Origin of the sequence: Sphingobium agri (assembly GCF_023051225.1) — a bacterium.
In the GTDB taxonomy this organism is placed as follows: domain Bacteria; phylum Pseudomonadota; class Alphaproteobacteria; order Sphingomonadales; family Sphingomonadaceae; genus Sphingobium; species Sphingobium agri.
Genome location: NZ_JALKHS010000014.1, coordinates 1 through 26,788 on the forward strand (window position 1 = coordinate 1; position 26,788 = coordinate 26,788).

A 26,788-nucleotide genomic window follows, 5' to 3' on the forward strand; every position below is an offset into this window, starting at 1 on the left:
TATGTGCCGAATGACTATCAGGTCGGGCAGACGGGCAAGATCGTGGCGCCGGAAGTTTACATCGCTGTGGGCATTTCCGGGGCGATCCAGCATCTGGCGGGGATGAAAGATAGCAAGACCATCATCGCCATCAACAAGGACGAGGACGCGCCGATATTCCAGGTGGCGGACATCGGATTGGTCGGTGACCTGTTCAAGGTCGTGCCGGAGTTGACTGGCAAGCTGTGATTATGGTGCCGGAGGGAGCTTGCTCTCTCCGGTCGCTGTTTCGGCATTGAAAGGGCGTGGCGGGGCTGCGCCCTTTTTTGCGTTCGGAGAGGATGGCATCGCGCGATTGCGGAGAGGGCGGGCATTAGTCCGCCCGCCACAGCGCCGCGAAAGGGGGGAGAACGCGGGGCCGGGCGGGCGGTGGCCAGCGGCCAGAGGGATGAGCCGCCGGAAGAGAATTTTTGAAAGCGTCAGCCTTCGACGTGACGTCGATCAGCGGTTTTGCCGCCGGTCAGCCAGCGCCGCGCCGCTGGGATGTAAGGGCGCGGCGGAACGCTGTTCCGTTCAGCTGACGAGGGGCGAGCTGGACGGCGTCTGGCGCGGAGCGGTGGGGGTGACTGCGGGGGACATGTCGCTGCCGCTCAGGCTGCTGCTGCTGGAGCTGCCGGTACGGCTGGAAAGGTCGCCGCGTACCTGATTGTAGCGGCCGACGAGGTCGTCCTTGAACTCGGTCAGCTTGCCTTCGTCATACAGTTTCTTGCCGACATAACCGGCGATGGCGCCGAAAATCAGAGTGCGGATCATTTGGTGTAGCTCCTTACCGGATAATATCTGCGAGGTTCGCGGGGATAACCGGTCAGGAGGCGTCGAGTTCCGGGTGCTTTGGGAGTAATCGACAAGATGAGCGGCTGTGGCGATTTCCGGATGGCGATTGCGAGCGGCTCAAGCGAAATGGCGGAAAAGCGCGATTTGGGGAGGCTGTTGCCAGCATCGCCGCCATCATCGGGAGCGGCGGGGTGAGCCGTCGCGCGGTGGCCCGCAATGCGTAGGAGGTGCGCCCTGCCTTCGCCGGCCAGGGGAGGTTGGCAGCATGGCCCCGCTATGATCAGGCGTCGGCGGGGGCCTGGTGGGGCCGCAATTCGTTAGAAGCCTCGTCGGACGGCGCAGCGGCAGCATTTTCTTCAGTGAGCGCGGCGGCGGCGGCTTCGCGGCGGGCGCGGTTGCGGTCGGCGAGGTCCTGCCGCTCTGCCATGGCGAGGAAGCCGGCTTCCGATCGGAGGCAGCGGTCGCGGACATTGGCGAGGGTGGCGGCGTCCGCTTCGCTGCGGGCCTGGGCGGCGAGGGCGCGATAGTCGGGGTGGGTCATGGGCGCTCCTTTCTCGAAAAATGGTGCCCGGGCGCTGCTGAAAGCCGCGCCCGGACGGTTCGGCAGAGGCTTATTCAGCGTGCTGAAGGTTGACGGCCGCCATCTTGCCGCGGCGGTCCTGTTCCAGATCATAGGATACGCGGTCCTTTTCGCGCAGCGTGGCAAGGCCAGCGCGCTCGACAGCGGTGATGTGGACGAACGCGTCGGGGGTGCCGTCGTCAGGGGCGATGAAGCCATAGCCCTTGTCGGCGTTGAAGAATTTGACGGTTCCGGTGATGCTCATGGTAGTTCCTTCGTTCGTACGGCCCATCCAGCGTGGACGGACCGGTCGCTAGAGGGGCAGGGAAAGAAGGAAGTTTGGTGCCGCAAAGCGCCGAAAGACCGTCGATTTGCGTCTGTAGCAGTGGAGATGTGGGGAGGGTGTGGGCGGATTGCAAGGGCGGGGGATTGCTGGGGTGCTGAAATGGTAGAGCGTGTTCCTGCGAAGGCAGGAACCCAGTTCCGCCCTTGTTTGGAAACTCAGCGTCTGGACTAGGCTCCTGCCTACGCAGGAGCACGGTGAATTTGCCGCAAGCCTCCTGCCATCCCATCACCCCGCCTGTTCCAACGCCGTGAAACCGAAAAAGGCGTCCCGCGCCAATGCGGCGGCGGCTTCATAGGGGCGGCGCTGGGCTTCCTCCAGCGCGGCCAGGGCTTCGCTTTCCTGAGGGGTCAGGTCGCGCTCATAACCGTCTATGTCGTAGATGTCGCCGCTCTCTTCGCCGACGAAGCCGGGCGGGGCGGGATAGTCGGTGCGCCAGGCTTCGCGCTCCTCATCCCACCATGCGCCGCGCAGGCGGGCGGCGGCTTCGTCGGGCGGAAGGGTGGCGCGATCGACCAGCGGCGGGCGAAGTTCACACTGTTCATGGAAGGGGTGGGCGTGACCCGCATTGGCGGCCCTTTTGCCGTCATGCAGCGCCATGCGGGCGGCGATGAAGAGCGCGGCGGAAGCGCCGGGAGAGAGGGCGGTGGCGGTGGCTTCGATGCAGGCCCCAAGCGCGGGATCGCGCAGGCTGGCGTCGTGTGAGGAGGCTTCGTCCATGTCCGACGCGATGGGGGGGTGAGGGCGGGGCGAGGCCGGGCTGATCCTGCGGCGCCGGGGCTTGGTCGGGCGCGGATTGGCCTGACGGCTCCCCCGGGCAGAGCATGTCGAGATAGGCGGCGAAATCCTGCGCCACGACGCGGGCGAGGGCGGCGTCACTGCCTTCGGGCGGACTGTCGGCCATGCGGTCGAGCCGGGAGAGCATAGACATGGCGAGGCGGTTGTCGTGGCGGTGGCGGGTGATGGTGTCTTCGTCCTTGTGGATCACTTCCTCATGACCATTGAGGGCGCGGGCGAGCAGTTCGTCGGCGAGGCGCGCGCGGGCGATGAGGATGGCCGCGTCCCAGCCAAGGCGAAAGGCCGCGCCGTCGCGGCGGATGCGCAGGGCATAGGCGGCGCGGGGGGAGATGTGGACGGCGTCGCAAGCCGTGGTGATGACGCCGGTGGCGGCGAGGGTTTCCAGAAACTGCCGCTGCCGCGCGGGGCTCCAGCCGTCGGCGCGGATTTGCTCGGTGGCAGTGGGGAGCGGGGGGAAGTGGTAGGACATGGGCAAAGCTCCGCTTTAGGGGAGGGTTTGCCGGGACGGTATCAAAGGTGAGGGGTTGTAGGACAGAACAAAATGGGAACGGCGGACGGCGTCAGGGATATTGCTGGCGGGTGTGCTTGACGGCCAATATTTCTATGACTTCGGTGCCGACGCGATAGACGAGCATATAGTTGGGGGTGATGATCGCCTCGCGCGTATCGGGAACGCGTCCGGCTCGGTGCATATAGGGATGATCGGCCAATCGTTCGGCAGCATATTCGATCAGTTCAGCGAGCCGAGCGGCTGCGGGGGGATTGCGATCTGAGATATAGTCAACGATCTGGCGCGCATCCTCGCGCGCCTTCGGACGCCAGATGATGTGCGGCATTATGCTTGGCTGGATTTCTTGGCCGCGATGATCGCGCGTAGCTCTGCCATGACCTGATCGTGCGGGATGCTGGGCCGGGGATCGGCCAATGACGCTTCGATTTCCGAGCGGAGCCAAGCGTCATAGGCTTCGGCTTCCTCGGTCGTCGCGAACTCGGACTCGATGGGGGTGAGTTTGGTCATGGGCAGAGAATATCAGCGATGTGGACCGGTGCCAATCAGCCAGCGGCCACGGCAATCATGAGAAAATATATTTACTTCTTACTCTCCACTAATAAAAACATAGGCATATTTTCAGGGGGTTATCTGTGGCGTATGTTTTAAGACAGGGGTTGGCAATCGGATCGATGTCCGCCGAGGACGATGAAAATTTTCTTCGTAGTTGCTTTGTATCGACCGGGGCATTGAACGATCTTCGATCAATGTGGAGCCCGAAATGTATTGTCGTAGGCAGAACGGGGTCAGGAAAAAGCGCATTGCTTCTCTCTCTTCAAGAGGAAGAGGAGAATGTCATCAAAATAGATCCTGAGTCACTATCCTTGAATTACATCAGTAACTCTACGATCATTCAGTTCTTCGATAGTCTGGGAATTGATTTAAACGTATTTTATCAATTGCTGTGGCGCCATGTTTTGGCGGTTGAATTGATAAAGATGAAGAAGCAATTGAACGATGAGGCGACTTCAAAAAGCTGGATTGCAACCCTGCGGCAAAAACTGATGGGGAATCCCAAGAAGCAGAAAGCGATCAATTACCTATTTGAATATGGAGACTCTTTCTGGGCGGACACCGAGGAGCGTGTCCGAGAAGTCGTAACTAAAATTGAAAAAGGCTTCGAGGACCAAATCGGTATCAATATTGAGGCCTTCAAGACGAAGCTGACTGCTGACATGAAGGATAAAAACCTCGAGTCAATTCAGCAGACTACAGAAATTGTGAGTAAGGCGCAGAGGGTGGTTAACGGAGTTCAGCTGCAAGAGCTGAATGCTGTGATGGACTTGCTGTCTGAGGATGTATTTGATGACGATCAAGAGCGATTTTACATTGTTATTGATGATCTCGACACTGGATGGGTGCATGATTCCATTCGATTTAAGTTAATTCGTGCACTGATTGAGACCATCAAGAAATTTAAGAAAGTTCCAAATCTTAAAATTGTAATTAGCTTAAGAGCAGATCTTCTTGAAAGTGTTTTGTCCCATACAACTTCTGCGGGGTTTCAGCAGGAGAAGTATGAAGATATGTATCTGAGGTTGCGGTGGAGCGAAAGCCAATTGAAGGAGCTTTCGGATAAAAGAATTTCGCTCCTCTTTAAGCAGCAGTACACCAATTCATCTGCATCTTTTTACGATATATTCTCTAAGAAGGTGGGTGACACAGATGCTTTCTCCTATATGTTTGAAAGAACCCTCCAAAGGCCCAGAGATGTAATAGCCTTCGTGAATCAGTGTTTAGAAGATGCCGCAGGCCAAACCTCGATAACTCACCGTACGATCCGCCAAGCGGAAGATGCGTATTCTCAAAACAGGCTTAGGTCACTGGCTGACGAATGGCGTGAGGCCTACGGTGATTTGGAAGGCGTTCTCGAATGCCTTTCAGCAGTTGACCCTCGCTTTTCTGCGAAGGATTTGACGCAAGAAATCATGGAGAACGCCTGTTTAACTCTGATGTGCGACGAATCCGACGAGAACGGTTATGGAGTGTTCCGGAAGCAATGCGATCTAATTCTAAGTAGCCAAAGTACATGGGACGAGATGAGAAAAAAAGTATTCGAGGTATTATATAGCGTTGGCGCATTGGGTTTAAAAACAAGAGATGGCGCTCCATATGCGTGGAGCTTCCAAAATCAGCCTACATTGCAATACAATAAGGTAACGGACGAAACTACATTTGCTATCCACCCTATGTTATTCAAAGCTTTAGGGAAATACACAGATCCACGAAGATTGATCTGATCACTCCGCCGCCACAGCCTCCAACCCCAACAGCGGTGCCAAGTAGCGCCCGGTAAAGCTCCGGGCGTTCTTCGCCACCTTCTCCGGCGTGCCTTCGGCGACGACTTCGCCGCCCTTGACGCCGCCTTCGGGGCCCATGTCGATGATCCAGTCGGCGGTCTTGATGACGTCCAGATTATGCTCGATCACGACCACGCTGTTGCCCTGTTCGACCAGGGCGTGGAGGACTTCGAGCAGTTTGCGGACGTCTTCGAAGTGGAGGCCGGTGGTGGGCTCGTCCAATATGTAGAGGGTCTGGCCGGTGGCGCGGCGGGAGAGTTCCTTGGCGAGTTTGACGCGCTGGGCTTCGCCGCCGGACAGGGTGGTGGCCTGCTGGCCGACCTTGATATAGCCGAGGCCGACTTCGGCGAGCATCGCCATCTTGTCGCGGATGGGGGGGACGGCCTTGAAGAATTCCACCGCGTCCTCGACCGTCATGTCGAGCACGTCGGCGATGCTGTGGCCCTTGAACTTCACCTCCAGCGTCTCGCGATTGTAGCGCGCGCCGTGGCAGACGTCGCAGGTGACATAGACGTCGGGGAGGAAGTGCATCTCGATCTTGAGCAGGCCGTCGCCGGTGCAGGCTTCGCAGCGGCCGCCCTTGACGTTGAAGGAGAAGCGGCCGGGTTTGTAGCCGCGCGCCTGCGCTTCGGGGAGGCCCGCGAACCAGTCGCGGATGTTGGTGAAGGCTCCGGTATAGGTCGCCGGGTTGGAGCGCGGGGTGCGGCCGATGGGCGACTGGTCGATGTCGATCACCTTGTCGCAATGTTCAAGGCCCGTCACCTTGTCATGCGGGCCAGCGACGATGCGGGCTCCGTTGAGGGTGCGGGCCGACGCTGCGTAGAGGGTGTCGATGGTGAAGCTGGACTTGCCCGAGCCTGACACGCCGGTGATGCAGGTGAAGGTGCCGAGCGGGATGCTGGCGGTGACGTTCTGCAGGTTGTTGGCGCGGGCGTTGTGGACGGTGAGCTTCTTGCCATTGCCCTTGCGGCGCTTACTGGGGACTTCGATGCGGCGGGTGCCGTTGAGGTAATCTGCGGTCAGGCTGTCCTTGTGGGCGAGCAGTTCGTTGAGGGTGCCCTGCGCGACGATGGTGCCGCCGTGGACGCCTGCGCCCGGTCCCATGTCGACGATATAGTCGGCCATGCGGATCGCGTCCTCGTCATGCTCCACGACGATGACGGTGTTGCCGAGGTCGCGCAGGCGCTTGAGGGTCACGAGCAGGCGGTCATTGTCGCGCTGGTGCAGGCCGATGCTGGGTTCGTCGAGGACGTAGAGGACGCCCGACAGGCCGCTGCCGATCTGCGAGGCGAGGCGGATGCGTTGGGACTCGCCGCCTGACAGGGTGCCGCTGGTGCGGTCGAGGTTCAGATAGTCGAGGCCGACATTGTTGAGGAAGCCGAGCCGCTCGACAATTTCCTTGAGGATGGCCTTGGCGATCTGGTTCTGCTGGTCGGTGAGCTGGGCGGGAAGGGTGGAGAAGAAGCCGAGCGCGTCCACCACCGAGCGGCGGGTGGACATGGAGATGTCCTCGCCCGCGATCTTGACGGCGCGGGCTTCGGGTTTGAGGCGGGCGCCGTGGCAGGTCTCGCAGGGCATGGCGGTTTGGTATTTGGACAGCTCCTCGCGCATCCAGGCGGAGTCGGTCTGGAGGAGCCGGCGGTTGAGGTTGCCGATGACGCCTTCGAAGGCTTTTTTGACCTCGTAGCTCTTCTTGCCATCGACGAATTTGAGGGTGACGGGTTTGCCTGCGGTGCCGTGGAGGATGATGATTTTGACCTCTGGCGGGAGGTCCTGCCACGGGGTTTCGAGGTTGAAGCCGAATTCCTTGGCGAGGGAGCCGAGGACTTGCATATAGTAGGGGCTGGGCGGGTTGGACTTGGCCCAGGGGACGATGGCGCCCTTCTTGAGCGTGAGATGTTCGTTAGGGACGACGAGTTCGGGGTCGAACTCCTGCCGTTCTCCGAGGCCGTCGCAGGCTGGGCAGGCGCCTTGCGGGGCGTTGAAGGAGAAGAGGCGGGGCTCGATCTCGGGAATCGTGAAGCCGCTGACGGGGCAGGCGAATTTTTCGGAGAAGACTATGCGGTTGGGGGGGACTTCGGCGCCTTTCAGGGTGCCTTCGCGCTTGGGGATAGCCCCCACCCCCGGCCCCTCCCCTGAAGGGGAGGGGAGAATGTCGGCCACGGTCCCGTCGGCCAGGTCCACATAAGCCAAGCCGTCGGCGAGCTTTAGCGCCTGTTCGAAGCTGTCGGCTAGGCGGGTGGACATGTCCGCGTCTACCGCGAGGCGGTCGACGACGACTTCGATGTCATGTTTGTATTTCTTGTCGAGGGCGGGGGCTTCCTCGATCAGGTACATTTCGCCGTCGATGCGGACGCGGGTGTAGCCCGCCTTCTGCCACTCCAGCAGTTCCTTCTTATACTCGCCCTTGCGGCCGCGGACGACGGGGGCGAGGAGGTAGAAGCGGGTGCCTTGCGGAAGTTGCATCACGCGGTCGACCATCTGGCTGACGGTCTGGGCGCTGATCGGTTCTCCGGTCGCGGGGGAGTAGGGGATGCCGACACGCGCCCAGAGGAGGCGCATATAGTCGTATATTTCAGTGACGGTCGCGACGGTGGAGCGCGGGTTGCGGCTGGTCGTCTTCTGTTCGATCGAGATGGCGGGGGAGAGGCCGTCGATATGCTCGACATCCGGCTTCTGCATCATCTCCAGGAACTGGCGCGCATAGGCGGAGAGGGACTCCACATAGCGACGCTGCCCTTCGGCATAGATGGTGTCGAAGGCGAGGGAGGATTTGCCCGAGCCGGACAGGCCGGTGATGACGATCAGGCTGTCGCGGGGGAGATCGACGTCCACGCCCTTGAGATTATGCTCGCGCGCGCCGCGTACGGAGATTGTGGTCAGACTCATGGGGGCGTGTTGTTCCAGATTTGTTCTGATGGGGCAAGTTTATCGCGCGGATATGGGATAGCGGGCGGCGGCTCGCAAGCGGGGCATGCTTTCCGGCGCGAGCGTGCGGCGGATCGTCGAAAGAGAAAGCGAAATTAACCTGTTTAGGTGTATAAGGAACTTCATGGGAAGGCCGTAACGGCGGCGTCTTCCGAGTCCAGAGACAGAAGAGATCCCGGATAGCCCGACAGCATCCCGGATACGCCCCCGGCCATCCCTTGCGCCGGGGGCGTTTTACTGTTCACGCCGATTTCGGTGAACGGTGTTTTACGCTACGACAACAAGGCTTTTCCGGGTCGACAGCTGCTTTTGTTGGGAGTATTTCGGCACCCGCCGGAAGGACTGACGGGTCCCAGCCCTCCGGTTGATCGCGGGCAAGGTCGCCTTCAAGAGCGACAAGGCCGCAGCAGTTCAATTGAGGGGGACCAATCATGACTTTTTTTGCCAAGCGCAGCGGCGCGTTGCTCGCCGCTTTGTCTGCGACCCTGTTCATGGGCGCGGCGGCACAGGCTGGCGCCATTCCGTTCGAATCCAACGGCCGTACCGTGGAGGTGCGCTATGGCGATCTGGACCTGTCGAAGAAGTCGGGTCAGCGGGAGCTGACCGCGCGTGTCCGCCGCGCTGCCGTGAAGGTCTGTCCGGGGCGTACGATGAAGGATCTGCGCGCCTGCCAGATCGCGGCGGTGGATCATGTCCGTGAGCCGATGGCTATCGCGATCGCAAAGGCGCAGGGCGGGGATGCGAGCCGCTTTGCTGAGGTTGGCAAGGACAAGGTGCCGGGCGCGGGGAATTGAGCGTCCGCGTTTAAAGGGTGACCAGCTCTTCGTCGCTGGCGTTGCGCAGGCCCACCCCCTAACGCCCTCCCGCTTGCGGGAGGGGGGACAATGAAGCTAGTCTGAAGCTGTCTGTATGAAGATGCTCCCTTGGAACCGGCCATCGGGAATGGCCGTTGATCCTGCGTGGCGCGCGGTGTTCGCTGCGCCAAGGAGAGAAAGATGAGCGACAAGACCGATATTCGTCCCAACAGCCGTGAAGAGGCGCATGATGAGCGCCCCACGGATGCGCAGGACCATGCCGTCACCGCCGAGGAGCAGCTGGAAGAAGGATTGATGGACAGCATGGATGCGTCCGATCCGCCATCGGCGACCAAGCCGGGCGATCATGGCGATCCGGTTCCTTCATCGGGCTTCCAGGAAGAAGATGATGAGGATGAGAAGGCCGGGCGATAGACGGCGGCGATATTGATGATATGATCGATGGGCGAGGCGAACCGGATCGGCGGTGGCCGGGCGGTTCGCCGAGCGCACGACGCTGAAAAAGGTGAGAGGAGCCTTATTGATGCCGACTTCCGCTACTCCCGCGATCGAACGCATTGCCCGGGTGCTGGCCGGACGCCAGCTGAGCCTGAATGGCGAGGGCAGCGATCCGCACGCGTCGGGCGCGGTGGATGCGAGCTGGCAGGACCATGTGGATGATGCCTATGCGATCCTCCACACGCTGCGCGAACCCGATGAGCAGATGGCGCAGGCGGGCGACGTTGCCGTGTGGCGCAGCATGATCGGCGCGGTGCTGGAACGGCGGCCCTGACGCGGCATTGGCGGTGCGGCCCGCCCATGCCATAGAGAGCGGATGAGCGGGCCGGGCCTCAAGATCAAGATACAGCTTTATTGTGGCGACGAGATCGCCATGGGGCCGGGCAAGGCCGACCTGCTCGACGCGATCGTCAGCGAGGGATCGATTTCGGCGGCCGGGCGGAAGCTGAAGATGAGCTATCGCCGCTGCTGGATGCTGGTGGACGTGATGAACCGGTGCTGGTCTGCGCCACTGGTGGCGACGTCGAGCGAAGGCGCGGTGCTGACGGAACTGGGGCTTAGCGTGCTTTCCCAATATCGCGGATTGCAGAAGGCCGCGGCGAGCGCGGCGGGACGGTCGCACTGGCCCGACCTGGCGCGGGAGTTGCGGGGCGCGCCGCTGCCGATGAGGGAAAATTAACTGTCTGCGCTATCCTATCTTTCGTCGCTGGGATGAACGGAGAGGATGCCCACGCGTTTCCATTCGGCGCAATCACAAAAATTACATGTTGCAGCGCACAAAGAAACGTGATTCCTTATAGTTGTCGGCAGAACCGGCGCTTAATCTTTCAGTAACCATGAAAGGCGCATGATCTGCCGATCGACTTGAAGTCGGAGGGCAAGAGCATGGGCACCAATGCAAGACCGGCTGACGGGGCAATCACCCTGGCTGAATTGCGCGAATTCGCCAGTTTCCCGTCTGCCACGCAGCGCTACATCCGCAGATCGCTGGACATCGGCCTCCACCGCCGCGACGCCATGAAGCTATGGTCGCGCGACATGGTGGAGGAAGCGAGCATCCGCGCGCAGGCCCGCATTTACGGGCGGCTGGACGAGATCAAGGCGCGAGTGCCCGACGATAGCGGCCTCGATCAGATGGAGCCGTTCATGGCGCCGCTGGTGACGATTTCCGCATTCGACCTGGGGCAGGACCGGCTGAGCAGCTTTTCCGCTTATCGCTTCCTGTATGAGCGGCTGTTGGGGGCGGGGGCCCGGCCATGGTTGCCAGGGGCCTTCTGCGCGGCGGCGAGCCTGCCGCATCTCCATCCCGAGAAACGCCGGGCGTTGTTGCAGTCGATCAGCGAAGCTGCGGCTACGGCGGTGGGCTGGTCGAACCGGGAGCCGACATTCTACCCTGAGTGGGTGGAGAAGGTGGATTTGAGCAAGGCGAACTGATCTTCTGTCTCCCTCCCGCAGGCGGAGGTCGCTGGCCTTCTCCCTCTCCCCTTTAGGGGAGAGGGCTGGGAGAGGGGAATGAGCGCCGTCGGCTTCACGGGCCCCTCTCCCGCCTTCGCTGCGCTCGGCACCTCGGCCAGAGTCACGTGCCTCTAGCCGACCCCTGAAGGGGAGAGGGACTTACCTGTTTCACTTACCCATTCACGATCGTGCCGCCATTGGGGTGCAGGACTTGTCCCGACATGTAGCTGGAGTCCTCGCAGGCGAGGAAGAGGAAGGCGGGGGCGACTTCGTTGGGTTGGCCGGGGCGGCCCATGGGTACGGATTCGCCGAAATGTTCGAGCTTTTCCGGGCTTGCGCCGCCTGATGGATTGAGCGGGGTCCAGATGGGGCCCGGGGCGACGGCGTTGACGCGGATGCCGTCTTTCACCAGATTTTCCGACAGGCTGCGGGTGAAGGCGGTGATCGCACCCTTGGTGCTCGAATAATCGAGCAGTTCCGACGAGCCCTGATACATGGTGACGCTGGTGCAGTTGACGATCGCCGCGCCTTTTTTGAGGTGCGGGCGGGCAGCTTGCGTCAGGAAGAACATGCCGAAGATGTTGGTTTGGAAGGTGCGGCGCAGCTGTTCCTCGGTAATGTCGGTGATGTCCTGATCGGGATGCTGTTCACCGGCATTGTTGACGAGGATGTCAAGGCGGCCGAAACGGTCGATGACTTGTTTCACGGCATCGTCGCAGAAGGATTTTTCGCCAATGTCTCCGGCGATGGTAAGGGCCTGTTGTCCTTCAGCTTCGACGATCTGGGCGGTTTTCTTAGCGTCGTCATGTTCGCAGAGGTAGAGGATGGCGATGTCCGCGCCTTCGCGGGCGTAGAGGGCGGCGACCGCGCGGCCGATGCCGCTGTCCGCGCCAGTGATCAGGGCGACCTTGCCCGCGAGGCGGCCGGAGCCGGGATAGCGGGGTTCCCATTCGGGCTTGGGCTCCAGCTTGCTTTCGTGACCGGGCAAGCCGTCTTCGTGGATCATCTCTTCATGATTGTCGGACTGGGTGTCGGACATGGCGCATCTCCTTTTCCCGGCCAACACTTTGGCAGGGGAGATGGTTCATGGTGTTGTGAGCCGGAGCGCGAGATCGGGTGAACGGGTGGCTTTCAGTGCCCGGCGGAGCCCGCCGCGCCGCGATTTTCCCAGATGGCGAGCGGTGCGTCGGCGCCCGGCATTTCCATGCGCACTTCGCGCAAGGAGACGGCGATGACGCAGGCGGGGCGCTGTTCCACGCCTGACGGCTGGACGCAGTGGACGGGGCCGTTGCCCGGCACCTGCTCGATCCGGCCGATCAGGCGGAGCCTGAGACCGCGCGAAGGGGCGAAATCTTCCGGGGCGAGGCGCAGCACCTTCTCGAAAGGGCGGCCCTGGCGCCAGAGGTCGTTGCCGTCATTCTGGCCGAATTGGGCGAGGGCGAGAGTCTGATCGGGTGCTGGCGCAGGGGCTTGCTGATCGGGAGAGGCTGTCCTGGGCGCGGCGGGGCATTCGTCGCTGGTGGACCAGGGGCGCTCCATCCAGAACCCCTCGGCATAGCCGTCGCCGCCGGGGGGGAGTTCGAAGTCGGCTGCCTTCCACGTGACCGGCATGGCATGGACGCGCAAGACTCCCGCCGCCTCATCATAGCGCCAGCGCATGGGGACGGCGCTATCCTCGTCCGCCTCCCCGGAACAGCCGAAGGGAAGGGAAAGCTCGAACCGCTGCCCTACCGCCCCGGCGAGGTCATCGGGCAGCGGCTTGCCCGACGACAGGGCATCGGCGGCGCGGCGGGCGAGATCGGTGATCTCCGCACGGCCCCAGAGGCGGGGCGATTGCGGCAGGACGGGGATGGGCGGCGGAATGACCGCGACGGGCGCGGGGGCGGGCGGCGGAGCCTTGGGCGCGGTGGCGCGGCCCAGCAGGAAGCCCCCCGCACCGATGGCGATGAAAGCGGCCAACCCCGCGGCTATGGCGAGCCGGCTGGTCCGGGCACTGGGTTCACGCATAAGCCTTTGATAGCAAAAAAGTCCTCCTTCTCCAGAGGATAATCGCCCTTTTTCCGCCTTGCTGCGTTGACAGGGGCGGCAGCAGGCACGAGGCAGGGGGCGCATGACGATTGACCAAGTTCTGACGCTGCTGGTGCTGGCCGCCGTCGTCGCCGCGCTGATATGGGACAAGGTGCGCGCCGATGTCGTCGCCCTGTCCGGCGCGGCGGTGCTGTTGATGACCGGCGTCGTGCGGCCCGTCGATGTGCAGGGCGCTTTTGCGAGCCCGGCGATCATCGCGCTCGCGTCGCTGTTCGTCATTGCCTATGCGCTGGAGCTGTCGGGCCTGCTCGACCGGGCGATCGCCATGGCGGTGTCGATGTGCAAGCGGATGGGCGCGACCGGCATGTGGCTGCTGCTGTCGATGATCGGCGCGGTGTCCTGCTTCCTTAATTCGACGCCGATCGTCGTGCTGGGCGCGCCGGTGGTGCGCGACGTCGCCAATGCGCTGCGCCTGTCGCCCAAGCGGTTCCTGATGCCGCTGTCCTACATCACCATATTGACCGGATGCTGCACCCTGATCGGGACGTCCACCAACCTGCTGGTCGACGATATGGCCAGCGTGGCCGGGCAGCCGCGCTTCGGCATTTTCGAAATTACGCCGGTGGGCGTGCCGATGGCGCTGGCGGGCGGGCTGTACCTGTTCCTGTTCAGCAAGAGGCTGCTGGGCGGACGGCATGAAGCAGACGAGCGGGAAGGGGAAGCGCAGCCGATCGACGCGTCCCATGTGTACAGCGCGCAGGTGGGCGACCCGGCGGTGTTCGCCGAGCCCCGGCCGCTGAACCCCGCAAAGGCGGCGATCGCACTCAGCGTGTTCGCGGCGGCGGTCGGGCTGGCGGCGATCGATGTCGCGCCGATCGCGGCGAGCGCCTTTGCAGGGGCGGTGTTGCTGATCCTGCTGCGGGTGATCAGCGCGGACGAGGCCTATAGCGGGCTGCGGCCGCAGATCCTGATCCTGATCGCCGGCATGGTGGTGATCGGCATCGCGATGGAACAGAGCGGGCTGGCGGCGGATGCCTCGCGCATGCTGATCGGCAGCGTTCATGGGCTGAGCCCGCTGATCGCGCTGGTGGTGCTGTATCTTGTCACGATGGTGCTGACGGAGCTGCTGTCAAACGCGACGGTGGCGGTGCTGGTGACGCCGGTCGCGGTGGCGCTGGCCGATAGCCTGGCGGTCAGTCCCCGGCCGTTCCTGGTCGCGGTGATGATGTCGGCAAGCGCCGCCTTCGCCACGCCCTTTGGCTACCAGACCAATGTCATCGTCTATCAGATGGGCGGATACCGATATATGGATTTCGTGCGGGTGGGCCTGCCGCTCAACATCATCACCTGTGTCGTCGCGATTGCTGCGATCAGCGTGTTCTTTCCGTTCTGATCGGGCCGGGCGCCAGCCGTAGCAGGAGGTAACCGGCGGTGGCTGACGCAAGCGAGCCGAGCAGGATGCCGAGCTTGGCAGCGTCGCTTTCATGGGGGTGGGCGGCAAAGGCGAGGCCGCCGATGAAAAGGCTCATGGTGAAGCCGATGCCGCAGAGCAGGGCGACGCCGTAGAGCTGCGTCCAGCTGGCATGCGCCGGGCGGCTGACCCAGCCGAGGCGGGAGAGGAGCCAGACCGCGCCGAAGATGCCGACCTGCTTGCCAGCGAAGAGGCCGAGCGCGATGCCGAGCGGCACGGACGCTGCAAGGTCGGGCAAGGAAAAGCCGGTCAATGCCACGCCCGCATTGGCGAAGCCGAACAGCGGCACGATGGCATAGGCGACCCAGGGATGGAGGCCATGTTCCAGCCGGGACAGGGGCGAATGCTGGTCGTCGGGCGCGGCGGGCGTGCGCGCCAAGGGGATGGTCATCGCGACGGCGACGCCTGCCAGCGTGGCATGGATGCCGGATTGAAGGACGCAGAACCAGACGAAGAGGCCGATCAGCAGATAAGGCCAGAGCTGGTTGACCCCAGCGCGATTGCAGAGGGCGAGGCAGACGAGGCCCGCTGCGGCCAGGGCGAGGGGCAGCAGGCTCAGTTGTTCGCTGTAGAAAAGCACGATGATGAGGACGGCGATCAGGTCGTCGATGATTGCGACGGCCGTCAGGAAGATCTTGAGCGACCCCGGCACGCGGCGGCCGAGCAAGGCCAGCACACCGAGGGCGAAGGCGATGTCGGTCGCAGCGGGAATCGCCCAGCCGCGCATGCCGATCGCGTCCCCCCGATTGATGGCGATGTAGATGAGGGCGGGGACGACGACGCCCGCAGCCGCCGCGAGCCCCGGCAGCAGGCGATCGGGCCATCGGGCGAGCTGTCCGTCCAGAACCTCCCGCTTGATCTCCAGCCCCACCACCAGGAAGAAGAGCGCCATCAAGCCATCGTTGATCCAGTGCAGCAGGCTGAGCCCGCCGATATCGATGTGGAGCGTATGGAAATAGGTGGCCGACTGGGCGGAGTTGGCGATCAGCATTCCCAAGGCCGCCGCGCCTATCAGGATGATGCCGCCAGCCGCTTCCGCCGCAAGGAAGGCGCGCATCATGGAGAGGGGGCGGGCGACAAGGGAAGGAACGCTCATGGGAGGTTCCTAGAGCATCGTGCGCAAAGGTGGGAACCGGTTTCGCGCTTGAAAGGATGCGATAACAAAAATTTGAGCGCGCGACCTGCGTCCGATTAAACGCAGCGCGCTCTAGCGGCCAATGTGGAGGAGGGCTGCCCGTCTGCGAGAGGACGAGCGACCGGGGTGCCAGCCGATTCTTGCTAAAAAGATCAGGCCGGGCCCGGCCCCAGCACTTCGATGCTGCCGATATGGGCGCGGTTCAGCTTGGTGCGGTGAACCATGCGCCAGCCGCCGTCCACCTTCTGCCAGCGATCATGATATTCGCCGAGGGTGGAGAAGGTCAGGTGTCCCTTGTCGCCCATGCCTTTGTGCATGTCGGTGACATAGCAGCGGCTGGTCGCCTGATCCCCGGTGACATCGATGACGAGGTTACCCAGAAGATGCTGGGTCGGCCCGCAATCGTCGAGGAAGGAGCGCATCAGCGCGATCACTTCGTCACGGCCGTTGAGCGGGCCTGTTCCCATGTCGGCGGTTGCATCCTCTGCCATGACAGAGCCGATCGCCTGCCAGTCGCGCTCATCCATGGCGCGGGCGAAGGCATAGAGCGCGCGTCCGATCTCCCGCTCCGCCAGCAAGATTTCCAGGTTCATCGACATCCTTTCCTTTGGCATCATCTCCAATGGAATCGACAATAGGCGGAGGATCGGCCTTCGCAAACAGCGCCGTAAATGCGTGTTGCGCGATCACGGAGCGCAGCCGTCAGTGCGTTTCCGTGCGCAACCGGTCGGCCAACTGCTCGATTTCGAAGGGCTCAAGGACCCAGGTACGCGTCTTGCGGCCGATCCGATGGATAGGCTGGGTAAGAAGGACGCGCGCCTGTTCGCGCGCGTGCGGTTTGAACATGGCGAAATGTTGGGCGCAGTCGCGGATCGTGCCGATGAGCGGCGCCCGTCCTTCAAGGTCGATCAAGGTTGCAGGCTGATCCCAAGGGATGGCGGATGTGGGGTGATCGGTCATGGAACAGCTCCAGTTTGATCATCGTCCCTATCGGATTTGGGAAGAATAGGAAGGAGGAAAGCGGACCTTCGCCAAGCGAGGAGGCAGGCGCGTCGGGCGATAAACGGCCCGGGAGAACAGATATGGCCGCTCATCAGGTGATACGGAAGGGCATCAGCATCTTGAAGAGTTTCTCGCGGGACTGGGCGCCGATCTTTCCGTATAATTTTCGGACCTGGGTGCGAACCGTGTCGACCGATACGTTCCGGTCTTGCGCGATTTCCACGACTGTCTTGCCCCGAAACAGCGCCAGAGCCGCTTGCGTTTCGCTTTCGGTCAATCCGTAGATACTTCCGAAATCGGCGAACATGATGCGCTTTTCGGCATGGGAGCAGCTGACTTCGAGGCAGAACATGCCGGTCGAGGGTTCATGATGACCAAACATCACGAAATGGCCGTCGCCATCCTTGACGGTCAGTATTCCGGTTTCGGTTTGCGATTTGAGATCGGACAAAAAGGATGAGAATTTGGTGCGGAGGCTGGCGTCGACTAGCAGTTGCCCTGCTTCTTCGCGCAATATCTCACTGGCTTCTATCGCGCGTCTGCCCTCATCATTCCACCATTGGATGTGATATAGTGAATCAATGATGAGACGTCCTCTGAAGTCAGCGGAGATCCACCCGAGGGCGAGCGCATCGAAAGGCTCAAGACTGGTTTGCAGCATCCCCACCATAGCCGAACAGTAAAAACTGAAGACGGAAATGCCCTAAAAGGTAAAAAGATGCGTGGCAATATCTTAACGATCGGGACCAATTCTATATTTGAATTTCAAGAAAATGACCGGGCGGTAATATTTCAGAGATCTGGAAAATCTTCTACTAGGATCTCGCCTTACTTGATCTGGCTCGTCCAAGTGGGCTCAGTTGCTCCCCTCACGAAAGCAGCTGAGCCCATTTGCCGTGGACGGTTATGCGGCGTTTATTGGCGGATCGCGACGATGTTGGCGATGCCGCTTTGCGAGACGCTGGCGAAGCTGGCCGCTGTTCCCTGGACAATCGTGGCGCTGTTGCGGTCGCCGGATTGCAGCAATGTGGCGACGCCCTGCGTCGAGGATTGCAGGATTTCGCCGACATTGCCGGTGCCGCGCTGAAGCAGGACGGAGACATTGCCGACGCCATATTGCTGCTGGACGGCGCGGTTGTTCGAGCCTTCCTGCAAGGCGAACTGGATATTGCCTTCGCCGCGCCAATCCTGCTGCAGGCTGTTGCCCTGCGCGTCCGTGGCTTCGTAGGAGCCGGTGCCGCTGCGCAGATACCGTCCAAGATCCAGGCCGTAGCCCAGGAAAGCCATTTCGACGGGCGCGCCCGATGAGGAGAGATTTTGAGAAAGCTGGTCAGCACTCGCAGCCTGAGCGAAGGACAGGCCGCCCGAATTGGCCTGGAAAGCGGCGTCGATCGCCTGCTGTTCCGGCTGAGCCTGCGACACGAACGCGTTTCCAGCCGTGGGCGAAACGATCTGTCCGACGATCGGGGAAGACCAGGCAGGGCGCTGGCCGATCTGATCGATCAATATATCCGATTGCGCGGCGAAAGCGGAACCCTGGTAAAGAAGCGCGGCCGACAGGCCCAAAATCGCGAGGCACTTCCTGCCATCAACCCGTCCATATGTGTGCGCCATTACGTCCTCCGGCATATGTCCCCGGAGGTAGGTTTATGGGCTGGGCCGTGAAGATATCGTTAGTTCAGCGTTAGTAGGCTGTTATGCATAACAAAGTGTTAGCGGCTATTTGACGATCTGGTCCTGGGCGGCCAAGTCCTTGCCGCGATAGATTTTGAGCTGGATCGTATAATGGTCGTCCGCCGCGATCGAACCAAAAGCCAGATGGGAAAGGCGCACCAGTTGATGCGGGGCAGCCTTTACCACGCCTGCCTGCTTGACCTTTGCATTGCCGGCAACGCCTTTCTTTTCACCGATCAGTTCATAGCGGCCTTCGAACGGCTGTTGCGCCGTGACATAGCCTACGAACCGTTTCGCGGCATTGGGCGCGTCCTCGACCAGGATGCGCGCCTTCAGTTCGGGTTCGGCGGCGTGGGCGGTGAAGGTCATCAGCATTCCAGCTAGCAGGGGCGCGATCGTGCGGATCATGTTCAATTCCTTCCCGGCACGACGACGGAACCGCCGCCGGGTACGATGACGGGCTGGCCATTGGGGGCGGGCGTCGAATTGGCGATCGAGTCCGAGGCCGCCTGCGCCGCGACGGCCTGCGCCACGGGCGAATTGGAAACGTCGCCGGAGCTCAGCCGCCGCGCGACCTCTCCGGCATCGGGCGCGCGGCCGCGTGACTGCTGTTCGCTGGCGACGCGCTGCGACGCCCGCTCTTCATCGCTGGTGAGCAGGGCTTCTTCCGCGGATATTGGCGGCGGGGGCGGCGCAGCCTCGATCACGCTGTTGCAGTCCACGCCCTTGGGCGGTTCGCCCCTGCCTTCGGCCGCGCGGGCGCAGGCGTCGACCAGCCCCGGGGGCAGGGCGTTGATGCCGGGGTTGACGTTGCGGTCGGCGAGCTGGGGCGTTGGGGCAGATCCGGCGGCGCGGGGGGCGATCTGGCGCAATGCTGGCTCGCGGCCGGTGCGCGATGAGGAGAGCTGGCCCTGAAGCGCGGGGGCCTGGGAAGCGCTCGACGAGATCTGGTCCGAGGCGCTTGCCGCGCCGACTTGTGGCACGGCGCGGCCTGAAGAATGGGTTGGCAGCTGCTCAACCGCCAGGTCGCTCCGCTGGGCGAGCGCGGATGTTCCCCCGGCCAGAAGAACCGTGATCAACAATAGGGTTCGCATAGACATTTCGCTCACGGTTCAGGACGCAGGGTGCCGCTTCAATATAGCCTATTGCCGGACCTGCGCAAAATTGCGGTCGCCGGTCTGGGCGACGCTGCTGTAGCTGCCGGCGGTGCGTTGCGACACAAAGGCTTCGTTGCTGGCGCCGGTCTGGGCGATCAGGCTGACCACCGCCATGTCGACGGTGCCCGCGACGGCGCTTTGCAGGACGCTGGCGTAATTGCCGTTGCCGCCGCCCTGCTCGATCGTGGATTTGGCATAGCCGGACTCGGCGGTCTGATAGACATGGGCGTCATTGCCGTTGCTGTTCTGGCGGATGGTCGATTCCTGAAGGATGCCGCGCTGGAACACGGAGGCGAAGTTGCCCGACACGTCGCCATTCTCCAGGCGGCCCTGTTCGATCAGGCTATATTGGCCGCCATCGACGACGTCGCCATCCTGCCGGACGAAGGCGAGATTGTCGGAACCATATTGGTGAGTGATGGCGTTGGCGTCGTCTTCCTGAAGAATGACGCCCCGGTTGCCGTAGCCGACCTGCCGGACGATGGCGCGGTTGTTTCGGCCGATCGTGTCGCCGACTTCGAAGGCGAAGGTATTGGGGCTTTCCGCGCCCTGCTGGATGACGGCGTCGTTTTCCGCACCCTCCTGCTCGATCAGGGCGTCGTTGCGCGCGGCGACGGCGTTGAACTGGACCGGAACCTCGCGCAGCGTGATGTCGCGAAAGCCACCCTGCTGAATGGTCGCATTGTTGGCGAGGTTGTTGCCGCTGAACGCGCCTGCCGACAAGTCGAAGCTGCGGTGGGTCTGCTGGATGCGGCCATAGTTGGAATAAAGCAGGCCGCCCGAGCCGACCGCTGACCCGACCTGACCGACATAGGCGCGGTTGAGCGAGCGCTGGCCCGGTGCGCGGGTGTCGGCCTGTTCGATGAGGGTCGCATTGTCCTCACCCGCCTGGTTGACGACGGACCAGCCCGCATTCCCCGCAGCCTGGTTGATATTGGCAAGGTTGCGCAGGCCATCCTGCTCGACCGCCGCCTTGTTGCCGAGCGTGGTGAACTGGAGCCCCGGCACCTGATCAAGGTTGAAATTGCCGATGATCGACGAGGCGCTGGAGTTGAAGGCGGAGATAATGGCGCCTCGAACGTCACCCTTGTTGAAGCCGCGCACGTCGCTGCGGTCAGGCACATTGTCGCTGATGAGGCCCGCATCCTGCGACTTGCCGAGCGCGTTGGCGAGGACCTGATCCTGGATGAAGCTTTGCGGCGTGTCGGCGATCTGGATGTCGGTGACGAGGATGCCGTCGCCTGCGGTGATGGTTTGGGCGACGGCGTGGGTGGCCAGCGGCAGGCTCAAGGAAACAGCCGCGCCGAGCAGCCAGAGATCGTTCCTGTTGCGCATCTTGTTGCTCCTGAGCCCGCTGCGTTTGGATGAGCTGGCCCGTCAGATCGGGCCGAGCGGTCAATATTGGGTGACTGTGATGGGTGAAACACCGTTAGTCCCGGCCTGTTGTTCGATCCCGATCGAGCGGCCGTTGCCGAACTGGGTGATAGAGGCATAAGCGTCGCCGGGCTGGCGCAGGGCGATGCTATTGTCGTTGCCGAACTGACCGAGCAGGGCGATGTTGTTGTCGCCGTTCTGCTGAAGTGTGATGCTATTCCCGGTGCCCTCGCCACGCGCACTGTAGCTAGCGAGGACAGCTTCGGCCGACTGGGTGTAGTTGGCACTGCCTGCAACACCGACCAGTCCGCCCGCGCCGGCCAGCGCCGCTTCGGCTGTTGTCGGTGACGCACCGAGACCCCCCGCCTGCACGAGCGCGGCGACATTGTTGCTGCCTGCCTGATGAGCATAGGCGGAATTGCTCGATCCGCGCTGGACCTGGACGGCGCGGTTGTCGCTGCCAAGCGCGCCATCAGGCGTGCCTTGCACGATGGCGGCTTGGTTGGATGAGCCGGAGATGGCCTGCGCCGCCTTGTTGTCGTTGCCCAGCTGCGACACGTGGAAGTCGTTGCTGTCGCCCTTGATCAGAACGCCTGCAAGGTTGCGCTCGCCTGATTGGCGGATAACGCCGGATTCGAGGTTGGCGATTGGGGTGAGGGTGGAGGTGGTCAGCGCGGCATCCTTGTGCCCGGCATTGCCGTTGGCGCCGTCATTGCCATTGTTGCCGTTGCAGGGGTTGCCGGTGCCTTGCCCCTTGCCCTCGCCGCAGGGATCGCCCTGGCCGTTATTGCTTTTGTTCTGCTTGTTCTCGCTGCCAATGACGTAGGGCGACAGGGTCTTCGGTGCGAAAGCCATGGTCCGGCCAGTTCCGCCGGGGGCGTCTCCGCGCCCGCTGCGGTTACCGGTAACCGATACGACTGCGCGATTGTCACGGCCGCTTTGGGTCAGGTCGAGAAGGTTCTCAGACCCCTTCGTCTGAGCCAGCGCGGTTGATCCGGTCGCGCCGCTCTGGTCGATGCTGGTCTGGTTATAGTCGCCCACCTGCTCGATGAAGGCGACAGATTGAGCGTTCACACCGGAGCATGTGGCGACCGCAGCCATCGCTGCTGAACCCAGCGCCGCGATCAAGCGCGCCTTGCGCGTCCAACTGCCTGTCATCCGCATGTCATGCTCCTTCTCGGCATTCTGGCCCTTGGCTGGCCGATCATCCTTCACCTGAACAAAGCGGCCGCTTTGCTGAGCAGAAGGATGCGGGGCAGCATGACGCCGCCCCGCAACTTCTTGTGCGCGATTACTGCGAAACGGTGGCGACGTTGCCGTTGCCGGTCTGCGAGACGTTGCTGTAGGATCCGCCAACATTCTGCGTCACGGTCGACAGGTTACCAGTGCCAGCCTGGGCAATGATGCTGTCGACGTTCGCGCCAAATTGCGAGACGGTGGCCGTGTTGTTGCTGCCGTTCTGCATCAGGTCGCTGAAGGCGAAGGTCGCGGCTGCACCCTGCGTGATCGTGCCCTTGTTGCTGCTGCCGTTCTGGTAGACCTTGCTTTCGCCGTTCGCACCCGACTGATTTACAGTCGTTTCGTTCGCGCTGCCGAGCTGGGTCAGCGTGCTGGTGGCGTTGGCTGCGGACGCCGTCTGGGTGATGGTGCCCTTATTGCTGCCACCGTTCTGATAGACAGTGCTGGTCGCCTTGGCTGCTTGGCTGACGGTTGCATTGTTGCTGTCACCGATCTGGTCGATTTCGCTGGCAGCGAAAGCGCCCGACTGCGTAACGGTGGCGCCGTTGCGCGTGCCGCGCTGGTCGACATCACTGTTAGCACCGCCAGCGTTCGAAGTCTGGGTCACCGTGGTGGTGTTGCCAGCATTGCCGGAGATCGAGCCGCCGTTCTGATAGACCTTGCTGTTCGCCGCAGCAGCCTGATTAACGGTCGAGCTGTTGCGATCGCCGATCTGGTCGATGGTGCTGATGGCGAATGCGCCGCTCTGCGTCACGTTGGCAAAGTTGCGGGTTCCGTCCTGAGTGATGGTGCTCTTCGCGTCATCCGCATCGGCCGTCTGAAGCACAATGGTGTCGTTGCCACCGCGGGAGATCGATCCGCCGGTCTGCGTGACCTTGCTGGTGGCGCGGTCGCCATTCTGCGTTACGTCTGCATCATGACGGCTGCCATCCTGTGAAATGCGGCTATCTGCCTGCGAACCGCCCTGACGAACGTCCGCGTCATTGAATTGACCGAACTGCTTCACATCGCTCTTGGCATTGGCGGTCTGACGGACGTCGGCATCGTTGAAGCCGATCAGGCCCTGCGTGATGCTGCTGGTGGCCGCGACACCGTCCTTGATGTCGCCGCTTTGCAGAACGCTGGCGACATTGTTCGCGCCGGTCTGCGTGATGTCACTGCGGGCTTCGAGGCCAGTCTGCGATACGTAGGCTTCATGGGCGATGCCGGTCTGGTCGACCGTGCTGACGCGGCCGAAGGCGTCCAGGTTGCTCTGGCCGTTGGCAAGAACTGGATCCTGGCTGACATAGGCCTGGTTGTTCGAACCGATCTGGTTGATCGACGAGCTGTCGATTTCGCCCTGGGCGGTTTCGGCGGTGTTGAAGCTGCCGGTCTGGGCGATGGTCGCCTTCATGCGGCCGTCCTGCTCGCTGCTGTAGCCAGCTGCCAGCGCGCCCTGCTGAATGCCTGCATCGTTGCCGACGCCGGTCTGGTCGATCTTGGCATAGTTGTTCAGGCCGCCAGCGTTTTCCGAGCCCTGATAAATGACGGCGTCGTTGCGGAGGGTGGTGGAGCCGGAATTCACCGTATTGCGCTGGTTGATGATCGCACGCTGGGTCTTGCCGTTCAGTTCGGCGGCCGACGGGCCGGCGAGATCAGGGCGGAAGCTGAGGTTGCTGTCATTGGTGCCGACCTGCACGACCTTGGCGTTGTTCGCGCCGGGGCCATCCTGATCGATGTTGGCGCCGTTGTTGCCCGAGTTGGACGCGCTGTTGCCCTGCGTGACGCGCGAGGTGTTGCGAGCGCCGCCAGTCTGATCGACCACCGCGCTGTTGTCGCTGGCCTGCTGCTGCACGTCCGAATAGTTGGTCGAACCGCTGGGTGCCGCTGCGATCTGGCTGTTGACGGTCGAGCCGTCCTTCTTGCCGAAAACAGCCTGCGCGTTGGCGGCACCTGCCGTCAGCGCCAGCGCCGAAGCGCCGATAAGAAGCTTCTTGATCATGTTAATCCTCCTGTTTCAACTCACATGCCGCGATGTTGTGCGGCGGTTTGGCTTACCGGCTCCCCAGATCGGTAGCGCCGGGCGGGCGGGGCTGGTTTTTGTCCCTGCCCGCTCGTCACACTCTGCCCCCGCTCGGGAGGCGAGTTTGTTCACCGCGCGGCTGGTTGGCCGGCGGAATTCTGTTTGTTGTTGGCGGCGACCTTGGCCGGTGCGGCCTGACGGGTGCCGGATGCGCGGGCCTGGGGCTTTGCGGGCTTGGCGCGTGCGGCTTTCTTCGGGTCGTCGATCGGGTCGGTGTAGTAGGGACCCGTGCGGCGGAAGGCGGCGGCGATGGCGCGTTCCTTCTCTTCCTTATAATGGTTGAGGTAGGTCTGGCCCGCAGCAGCGTCGGCAAAGCTCCACAGCTGGCGGCCGCCGGGCTGCGCGCCTTCCATGATGAGGGCGTAGACCGCCTTTTCGATGGCGGCCTGCGTGGCGATCTGGATCGGTTCGTTGGCCGACACGCCCGCTTCGCCTTCTAGCAGCTCGTCAAATTCGACGAATTTGAAGACGTTGGTGTTGAGCGCGACCGAGGCGACCGTCTTCGACGTGACGACATTGCCCAGCACTTCGCCAGTCTTCACGCTGATGGCGCGCAGATAGACGGTGACGGTGTTCTGGCGATATTGCATGTCGCCGCCGATGCCGAGGAAGCGCGCGCCGATGCCGCCGGTCTGGGTGTTGCTGTCATAGCCGATGATGCCGCCTTCGAGCAGGATGCCGGCGAAGAGCAGCGAGGGCAGTACGCTGGAGGGCGTTTCCGCCTCGCCCAAATAGCGCTGCCGCATTTCGCGGATGATCTGGCGCTCCTTCAGCAGGTTGTCGAGCCGTTCGCGTTCGACCACGGTGAACCAGTTGCCATTGCCTGCGTCGCGCAGCGCCTTGATGAGGACGCTGGTGCCGCCCTGGGTCACGGCGCGCGACAGGCTCTGGATATTTTCCGAGGGCTTGAGCTGGCCGGTCTGGTCGGTGAAGCTGTACACCGCGATCGGCACCGGCTGCGGCGGCGGCGGCAGGTAGATGAGATCGCGCTGGACAGGCGTGACGTGCGCGATCTGCGGCGCGGAGCTGGCGGATGCCACCAGTTCGTGCGGGACCGAACAACCCCCAAGAGTGGCCGCCATGCAGCCGACGAGCGCAGCAGCAGCCGAACGCTTCACGATATTCCCCCTGATGCTCATCTTATTGCCCCGTGAGACTGGTGTTGCCGGTGAGGCTGGCGGCCAGCGAGCTTTCCACCGAGTTGTTTCCGATGGCGGATGCCGCAGCCGCATTCGCGTTGGCGTTGTTGAGCGTCAGCACCGGGACGACGATGTCCGTCGTCTCACCGGTCGAATTGTCGAAGATGCTGAGGCGGATTTCGCTCAGCGTCCGTTCGAAGGAAATCTTCTGGTCGCCGACCGTAAATTCTCCCGAAGTCCCCGGATCGGAGCCCGTAATGGCTTCAACGACGCTGGAAGACAGGGCGGAGAGCAGACGGCTTTGAATCTGCCGGGCGAACAGTTGTGCCTCGGTCAGTTCGCCGGTTCCATCGCCGCCATTTGATTTCTGGGGCGGGCGTTGCGCTGTCGCTGTGGCGAGAAGATGGTCGGAATTGAAGGGATTTCCGCCAAAGGAAGGATTTCGGAACTCGAACTTCAGTTCCTGGGCCGAAGCGGGTGTCGCCAACGCGATCACTGCCAGCGTGGCCAATCGTAGATGTTTCACTATTCAAGCCCCTTATTACTGCATCATAGGTGCTGCACGGCCGTGGAGGCCTTTGCAGGTCCACGCATGAGGAACGCGTCATGGGTGCCCGAACAGGTGAAGTGTTCGGGGCAGAAGCTATTTGAAAGGAGGAGCCCTAAAACTAGGCCCGGATCATTTTCGTCAGGATGACGGGTGATCGTTTCCTGGAATAACAGGCAGGAAATCGGTGGATGCGGGGCATCCTCCAACGATCAGGCTCTTCTTACGCATACACCACTTCCCCCCAACTTCGGCGCAACTGGACATTGACCGCAATTTCGCCGCGGCACGCTATCCAATTGTCGGCTGCAGGGGTGGCGACTCGTTTTTATTGTCTACCCTTCGCTAAGGGGCCAATTAACAAAGACCTAACGAATGATATATACCCAAAATTGAGTAGGGGCACCTGAGTAGCGCCCGGATTTAGCCGGAAATACTGGGCTGGGAAGCTCAAACCCACGGCTTTCCTAGGGCGAACAAAGTTAACGGTGACAAGGATTATTTAGCAAAAAAACTTCTTCGTCTCTAATTGGTACAGGCTGTTGGGACGAAGACCATTGGCGGGCAATGATTGGCCTTATGGCAGCAATGGACAGGGATGCGCTCCGGCTGTTGCGGCGGCGCGCTGCATGCATGTCGAAGCGATAAAAGGCGGCAACAGGACCTGTCCTGCCCTGTGGTAAGCGCCTTACTTGCGGCGGTAGCGGAAGTACCAGACTTCGTGCTCACTTTCAACTATCTATATGAAAATAAAAGGATAATTCGGAGTTATCGGGGGGTTTTTTCGCAAGAGTAATCACCGGGTAATCACCAAATAATTAGATAGTCTGGCCGACCTAGAGTATCCGTGATGATCAAGCTGGAGATTGCGTCCAGCATCGATCGGCTTTGAGCAGGGCGT

The 26,788-nt window shown here is 62.1% G+C and carries 30 protein-coding genes; 8 read left to right on the forward strand and 22 right to left on the reverse strand.

The annotated features are described in order from the left end of the window. Positions 1-228 (forward strand): electron transfer flavoprotein subunit alpha/FixB family protein (locus MU848_RS15215; protein WP_247229678.1); only part of this gene is annotated, 228 nt, incomplete at its 5' end. A 324-nt stretch (positions 229-552) separates the two neighbouring features. On the opposite strand, the gene MU848_RS15220 is transcribed toward MU848_RS15215, so the two are convergent. The 7 genes from MU848_RS15220 to relB form a co-directional block, all read right to left on the reverse strand. Further along, positions 553-792, reverse strand: a complete 240-nt coding sequence (locus MU848_RS15220; RefSeq protein WP_247233919.1) for a hypothetical protein — start codon at positions 790-792, stop codon at positions 553-555. A gap of 301 nt (positions 793-1,093) precedes the next feature. After that, positions 1,094-1,354, reverse strand: a complete 261-nt coding sequence (locus MU848_RS15225; RefSeq protein WP_247233921.1) for a hypothetical protein — start codon at positions 1,352-1,354, stop codon at positions 1,094-1,096. Positions 1,355-1,424: 70 nt separating this feature from the next. Then, positions 1,425-1,637, reverse strand: a complete 213-nt coding sequence (locus MU848_RS15230; RefSeq protein ID WP_097092702.1) for a cold-shock protein — start codon at positions 1,635-1,637, stop codon at positions 1,425-1,427. 306 nt (positions 1,638-1,943) lie between these two features. Next, positions 1,944-2,315 carry a hypothetical protein gene (locus MU848_RS19140; RefSeq protein ID WP_380800977.1) on the reverse strand — a complete coding sequence of 124 codons (372 nt, stop codon included), beginning with the start codon at positions 2,313-2,315 and terminating at the stop codon, positions 1,944-1,946. Then, on the reverse strand, positions 2,302-2,982 hold the full coding sequence (locus MU848_RS15235; RefSeq protein WP_380800979.1) for a hypothetical protein: 681 nt from the start codon (positions 2,980-2,982) through the stop codon (positions 2,302-2,304). Before MU848_RS15235 ends, MU848_RS19140 begins: the two co-directional genes overlap by 14 nt. A 91-nt stretch (positions 2,983-3,073) precedes the next feature. Further along, entirely contained in the window at positions 3,074-3,349 is a 276-nt protein-coding gene (locus MU848_RS15240) for a type II toxin-antitoxin system RelE/ParE family toxin (protein ID WP_247233923.1), read from the reverse strand. Continuing rightward, positions 3,349-3,531 (reverse strand): type II toxin-antitoxin system RelB family antitoxin, encoded by a 183-nt coding sequence (gene relB / locus MU848_RS15245; protein ID WP_247233925.1) that lies wholly within the window; start codon positions 3,529-3,531, stop codon positions 3,349-3,351. Before relB ends, MU848_RS15240 begins: the two co-directional genes overlap by 1 nt. A gap of 164 nt (positions 3,532-3,695) precedes the next feature. Here relB and MU848_RS15250 point away from each other — a divergent pair, with 164 nt between their 5' ends. Beyond that, complete coding sequence (locus MU848_RS15250; RefSeq protein WP_247233927.1) at positions 3,696-5,303, forward strand: P-loop ATPase, Sll1717 family; 1,608 nt, start codon at positions 3,696-3,698, stop codon at positions 5,301-5,303. On the opposite strand, the gene uvrA is transcribed toward MU848_RS15250, so the two are convergent. Next, positions 5,304-8,252, reverse strand: a complete 2,949-nt coding sequence (gene uvrA / locus MU848_RS15255; RefSeq protein WP_247233929.1) for an excinuclease ABC subunit UvrA — start codon at positions 8,250-8,252, stop codon at positions 5,304-5,306. A 470-nt stretch (positions 8,253-8,722) separates the two neighbouring features. Here uvrA and MU848_RS15260 point away from each other — a divergent pair, with 470 nt between their 5' ends. From MU848_RS15260 to MU848_RS15280, 5 genes are all read left to right on the forward strand, one after another. Beyond that, positions 8,723-9,085: a UrcA family protein gene (locus MU848_RS15260; RefSeq protein WP_247233930.1), complete on the forward strand. Its 363-nt coding sequence runs from the start codon at positions 8,723-8,725 to the stop codon at positions 9,083-9,085. Positions 9,086-9,286: 201 nt separating this feature from the next. Further along, positions 9,287-9,520, forward strand: coding sequence for a hypothetical protein (locus tag MU848_RS15265; RefSeq protein WP_247233932.1), 234 nt, complete (start codon positions 9,287-9,289; stop codon positions 9,518-9,520). A 109-nt stretch (positions 9,521-9,629) separates the two neighbouring features. Then, a complete protein-coding gene (locus tag MU848_RS15270; protein ID WP_201513376.1) occupies positions 9,630-9,878 on the forward strand; it encodes a hypothetical protein in 249 nt (82 codons plus the stop codon). 42 nt (positions 9,879-9,920) lie between these two features. Then, positions 9,921-10,283 carry a winged helix-turn-helix domain-containing protein gene (locus tag MU848_RS15275; protein WP_097091105.1) on the forward strand — a complete coding sequence of 121 codons (363 nt, stop codon included), beginning with the start codon at positions 9,921-9,923 and terminating at the stop codon, positions 10,281-10,283. Between the two features lie 206 nt (positions 10,284-10,489). Beyond that, the gene (locus MU848_RS15280) at positions 10,490-11,038 is read left to right on the forward strand and encodes a hypothetical protein (RefSeq protein ID WP_097092705.1); all 549 of its coding nucleotides are present in this window, start codon (positions 10,490-10,492) and stop codon (positions 11,036-11,038) included. 193 nt (positions 11,039-11,231) lie between these two features. Here MU848_RS15280 and MU848_RS15285 read toward each other — a convergent pair whose 3' ends face one another. Continuing rightward, positions 11,232-12,098 carry an SDR family oxidoreductase gene (locus tag MU848_RS15285; protein ID WP_247233934.1) on the reverse strand — a complete coding sequence of 289 codons (867 nt, stop codon included), beginning with the start codon at positions 12,096-12,098 and terminating at the stop codon, positions 11,232-11,234. A 92-nt stretch (positions 12,099-12,190) separates the two neighbouring features. Beyond that, on the reverse strand, positions 12,191-13,066 hold the full coding sequence (locus MU848_RS15290) for a hypothetical protein (RefSeq protein ID WP_247233936.1): 876 nt from the start codon (positions 13,064-13,066) through the stop codon (positions 12,191-12,193). A 103-nt stretch (positions 13,067-13,169) separates the two neighbouring features. Between MU848_RS15290 and MU848_RS15295 the strand changes: the two genes are divergently transcribed. Continuing rightward, positions 13,170-14,480: an SLC13 family permease gene (locus MU848_RS15295; protein ID WP_097091108.1), complete on the forward strand. Its 1,311-nt coding sequence runs from the start codon at positions 13,170-13,172 to the stop codon at positions 14,478-14,480. Here the strand turns inward: MU848_RS15295 and nhaA are convergent. The 12 genes from nhaA to MU848_RS15355 form a co-directional block, all read right to left on the reverse strand. Continuing rightward, positions 14,458-15,654, reverse strand: a complete 1,197-nt coding sequence (gene nhaA / locus MU848_RS15300) for a Na+/H+ antiporter NhaA (protein ID WP_247233938.1) — start codon at positions 15,652-15,654, stop codon at positions 14,458-14,460. The genes MU848_RS15295 and nhaA overlap by 23 nt on opposite strands. A 191-nt stretch (positions 15,655-15,845) precedes the next feature. Next, positions 15,846-16,286, reverse strand: a complete 441-nt coding sequence (locus MU848_RS15305; protein WP_247233940.1) for a nuclear transport factor 2 family protein — start codon at positions 16,284-16,286, stop codon at positions 15,846-15,848. Between the two features lie 109 nt (positions 16,287-16,395). Further along, positions 16,396-16,653, reverse strand: a complete 258-nt coding sequence (locus MU848_RS15310) for a hypothetical protein (protein WP_201513383.1) — start codon at positions 16,651-16,653, stop codon at positions 16,396-16,398. 133 nt (positions 16,654-16,786) lie between these two features. Beyond that, positions 16,787-17,365: a helix-turn-helix transcriptional regulator gene (locus MU848_RS15315; protein ID WP_247233942.1), complete on the reverse strand. Its 579-nt coding sequence runs from the start codon at positions 17,363-17,365 to the stop codon at positions 16,787-16,789. A gap of 245 nt (positions 17,366-17,610) precedes the next feature. Continuing rightward, complete coding sequence (locus MU848_RS15320; RefSeq protein ID WP_247233944.1) at positions 17,611-18,309, reverse strand: hypothetical protein; 699 nt, start codon at positions 18,307-18,309, stop codon at positions 17,611-17,613. Between the two features lie 105 nt (positions 18,310-18,414). Beyond that, positions 18,415-18,777 (reverse strand): curli-like amyloid fiber formation chaperone CsgH, encoded by a 363-nt coding sequence (gene csgH / locus MU848_RS15325; protein ID WP_247233948.1) that lies wholly within the window; start codon positions 18,775-18,777, stop codon positions 18,415-18,417. A gap of 2 nt (positions 18,778-18,779) precedes the next feature. Beyond that, positions 18,780-19,469, reverse strand: coding sequence for a hypothetical protein (locus MU848_RS15330; protein ID WP_247233950.1), 690 nt, complete (start codon positions 19,467-19,469; stop codon positions 18,780-18,782). A 42-nt stretch (positions 19,470-19,511) separates the two neighbouring features. Further along, a complete protein-coding gene (locus MU848_RS15335; protein WP_247233952.1) occupies positions 19,512-20,861 on the reverse strand; it encodes a hypothetical protein in 1,350 nt (449 codons plus the stop codon). A 60-nt stretch (positions 20,862-20,921) separates the two neighbouring features. Beyond that, positions 20,922-22,115, reverse strand: coding sequence for a curlin repeat-containing protein (locus MU848_RS15340; RefSeq protein WP_247233954.1), 1,194 nt, complete (start codon positions 22,113-22,115; stop codon positions 20,922-20,924). Between the two features lie 76 nt (positions 22,116-22,191). Further along, positions 22,192-24,120: a hypothetical protein gene (locus MU848_RS15345; RefSeq protein ID WP_247233956.1), complete on the reverse strand. Its 1,929-nt coding sequence runs from the start codon at positions 24,118-24,120 to the stop codon at positions 22,192-22,194. 149 nt (positions 24,121-24,269) lie between these two features. Next, positions 24,270-25,340 carry a CsgG/HfaB family protein gene (locus tag MU848_RS15350; protein WP_247233958.1) on the reverse strand — a complete coding sequence of 357 codons (1,071 nt, stop codon included), beginning with the start codon at positions 25,338-25,340 and terminating at the stop codon, positions 24,270-24,272. Position 25,341: 1 nt separating this feature from the next. Further along, entirely contained in the window at positions 25,342-25,866 is a 525-nt protein-coding gene (locus tag MU848_RS15355; RefSeq protein ID WP_247233960.1) for a curli assembly protein CsgF, read from the reverse strand. Positions 25,867-26,788: the final 922 nt, after the last annotated feature.

What these genes read in the sequence shown, in the direction of transcription:
- MU848_RS15220 (WP_247233919.1), bottom strand. Translation starts at nt 792, where the DNA reads ATGATCCGCACTCTGATTTTCGGCGCCATCGCCGGTTATGTCGGCAAG.
- MU848_RS15225 (WP_247233921.1), bottom strand. Translation starts at nt 1,354, where the DNA reads ATGACCCACCCCGACTATCGCGCCCTCGCCGCCCAGGCCCGCAGCGAA.
- MU848_RS15230 (WP_097092702.1), bottom strand. Translation starts at nt 1,637, where the DNA reads ATGAGCATCACCGGAACCGTCAAATTCTTCAACGCCGACAAGGGCTAT.
- MU848_RS19140 (WP_380800977.1), bottom strand. Translation starts at nt 2,315, where the DNA reads ATGGCGCTGCATGACGGCAAAAGGGCCGCCAATGCGGGTCACGCCCAC.
- MU848_RS15235 (WP_380800979.1), bottom strand. Translation starts at nt 2,982, where the DNA reads ATGTCCTACCACTTCCCCCCGCTCCCCACTGCCACCGAGCAAATCCGC.
- MU848_RS15240 (WP_247233923.1), bottom strand. Translation starts at nt 3,349, where the DNA reads ATGCCGCACATCATCTGGCGTCCGAAGGCGCGCGAGGATGCGCGCCAG.
- relB (WP_247233925.1), bottom strand. Translation starts at nt 3,531, where the DNA reads ATGACCAAACTCACCCCCATCGAGTCCGAGTTCGCGACGACCGAGGAA.
- MU848_RS15250 (WP_247233927.1), top strand. Translation starts at nt 3,696, where the DNA reads ATGTCCGCCGAGGACGATGAAAATTTTCTTCGTAGTTGCTTTGTATCG.
- uvrA (WP_247233929.1), bottom strand. Translation starts at nt 8,252, where the DNA reads ATGAGTCTGACCACAATCTCCGTACGCGGCGCGCGCGAGCATAATCTC.
- MU848_RS15260 (WP_247233930.1), top strand. Translation starts at nt 8,723, where the DNA reads ATGACTTTTTTTGCCAAGCGCAGCGGCGCGTTGCTCGCCGCTTTGTCT.
- MU848_RS15265 (WP_247233932.1), top strand. Translation starts at nt 9,287, where the DNA reads ATGAGCGACAAGACCGATATTCGTCCCAACAGCCGTGAAGAGGCGCAT.
- MU848_RS15270 (WP_201513376.1), top strand. Translation starts at nt 9,630, where the DNA reads ATGCCGACTTCCGCTACTCCCGCGATCGAACGCATTGCCCGGGTGCTG.
- MU848_RS15275 (WP_097091105.1), top strand. Translation starts at nt 9,921, where the DNA reads ATGAGCGGGCCGGGCCTCAAGATCAAGATACAGCTTTATTGTGGCGAC.
- MU848_RS15280 (WP_097092705.1), top strand. Translation starts at nt 10,490, where the DNA reads ATGGGCACCAATGCAAGACCGGCTGACGGGGCAATCACCCTGGCTGAA.
- MU848_RS15285 (WP_247233934.1), bottom strand. Translation starts at nt 12,098, where the DNA reads ATGTCCGACACCCAGTCCGACAATCATGAAGAGATGATCCACGAAGAC.
- MU848_RS15290 (WP_247233936.1), bottom strand. Translation starts at nt 13,066, where the DNA reads ATGCGTGAACCCAGTGCCCGGACCAGCCGGCTCGCCATAGCCGCGGGG.
- MU848_RS15295 (WP_097091108.1), top strand. Translation starts at nt 13,170, where the DNA reads ATGACGATTGACCAAGTTCTGACGCTGCTGGTGCTGGCCGCCGTCGTC.
- nhaA (WP_247233938.1), bottom strand. Translation starts at nt 15,654, where the DNA reads ATGAGCGTTCCTTCCCTTGTCGCCCGCCCCCTCTCCATGATGCGCGCC.
- MU848_RS15305 (WP_247233940.1), bottom strand. Translation starts at nt 16,286, where the DNA reads ATGAACCTGGAAATCTTGCTGGCGGAGCGGGAGATCGGACGCGCGCTC.
- MU848_RS15310 (WP_201513383.1), bottom strand. Translation starts at nt 16,653, where the DNA reads ATGACCGATCACCCCACATCCGCCATCCCTTGGGATCAGCCTGCAACC.
- MU848_RS15315 (WP_247233942.1), bottom strand. Translation starts at nt 17,365, where the DNA reads ATGGTGGGGATGCTGCAAACCAGTCTTGAGCCTTTCGATGCGCTCGCC.
- MU848_RS15320 (WP_247233944.1), bottom strand. Translation starts at nt 18,309, where the DNA reads ATGGCGCACACATATGGACGGGTTGATGGCAGGAAGTGCCTCGCGATT.
- csgH (WP_247233948.1), bottom strand. Translation starts at nt 18,777, where the DNA reads ATGATCCGCACGATCGCGCCCCTGCTAGCTGGAATGCTGATGACCTTC.
- MU848_RS15330 (WP_247233950.1), bottom strand. Translation starts at nt 19,469, where the DNA reads ATGTCTATGCGAACCCTATTGTTGATCACGGTTCTTCTGGCCGGGGGA.
- MU848_RS15335 (WP_247233952.1), bottom strand. Translation starts at nt 20,861, where the DNA reads ATGCGCAACAGGAACGATCTCTGGCTGCTCGGCGCGGCTGTTTCCTTG.
- MU848_RS15345 (WP_247233956.1), bottom strand. Translation starts at nt 24,120, where the DNA reads ATGATCAAGAAGCTTCTTATCGGCGCTTCGGCGCTGGCGCTGACGGCA.
- MU848_RS15350 (WP_247233958.1), bottom strand. Translation starts at nt 25,340, where the DNA reads ATGAGCATCAGGGGGAATATCGTGAAGCGTTCGGCTGCTGCTGCGCTC.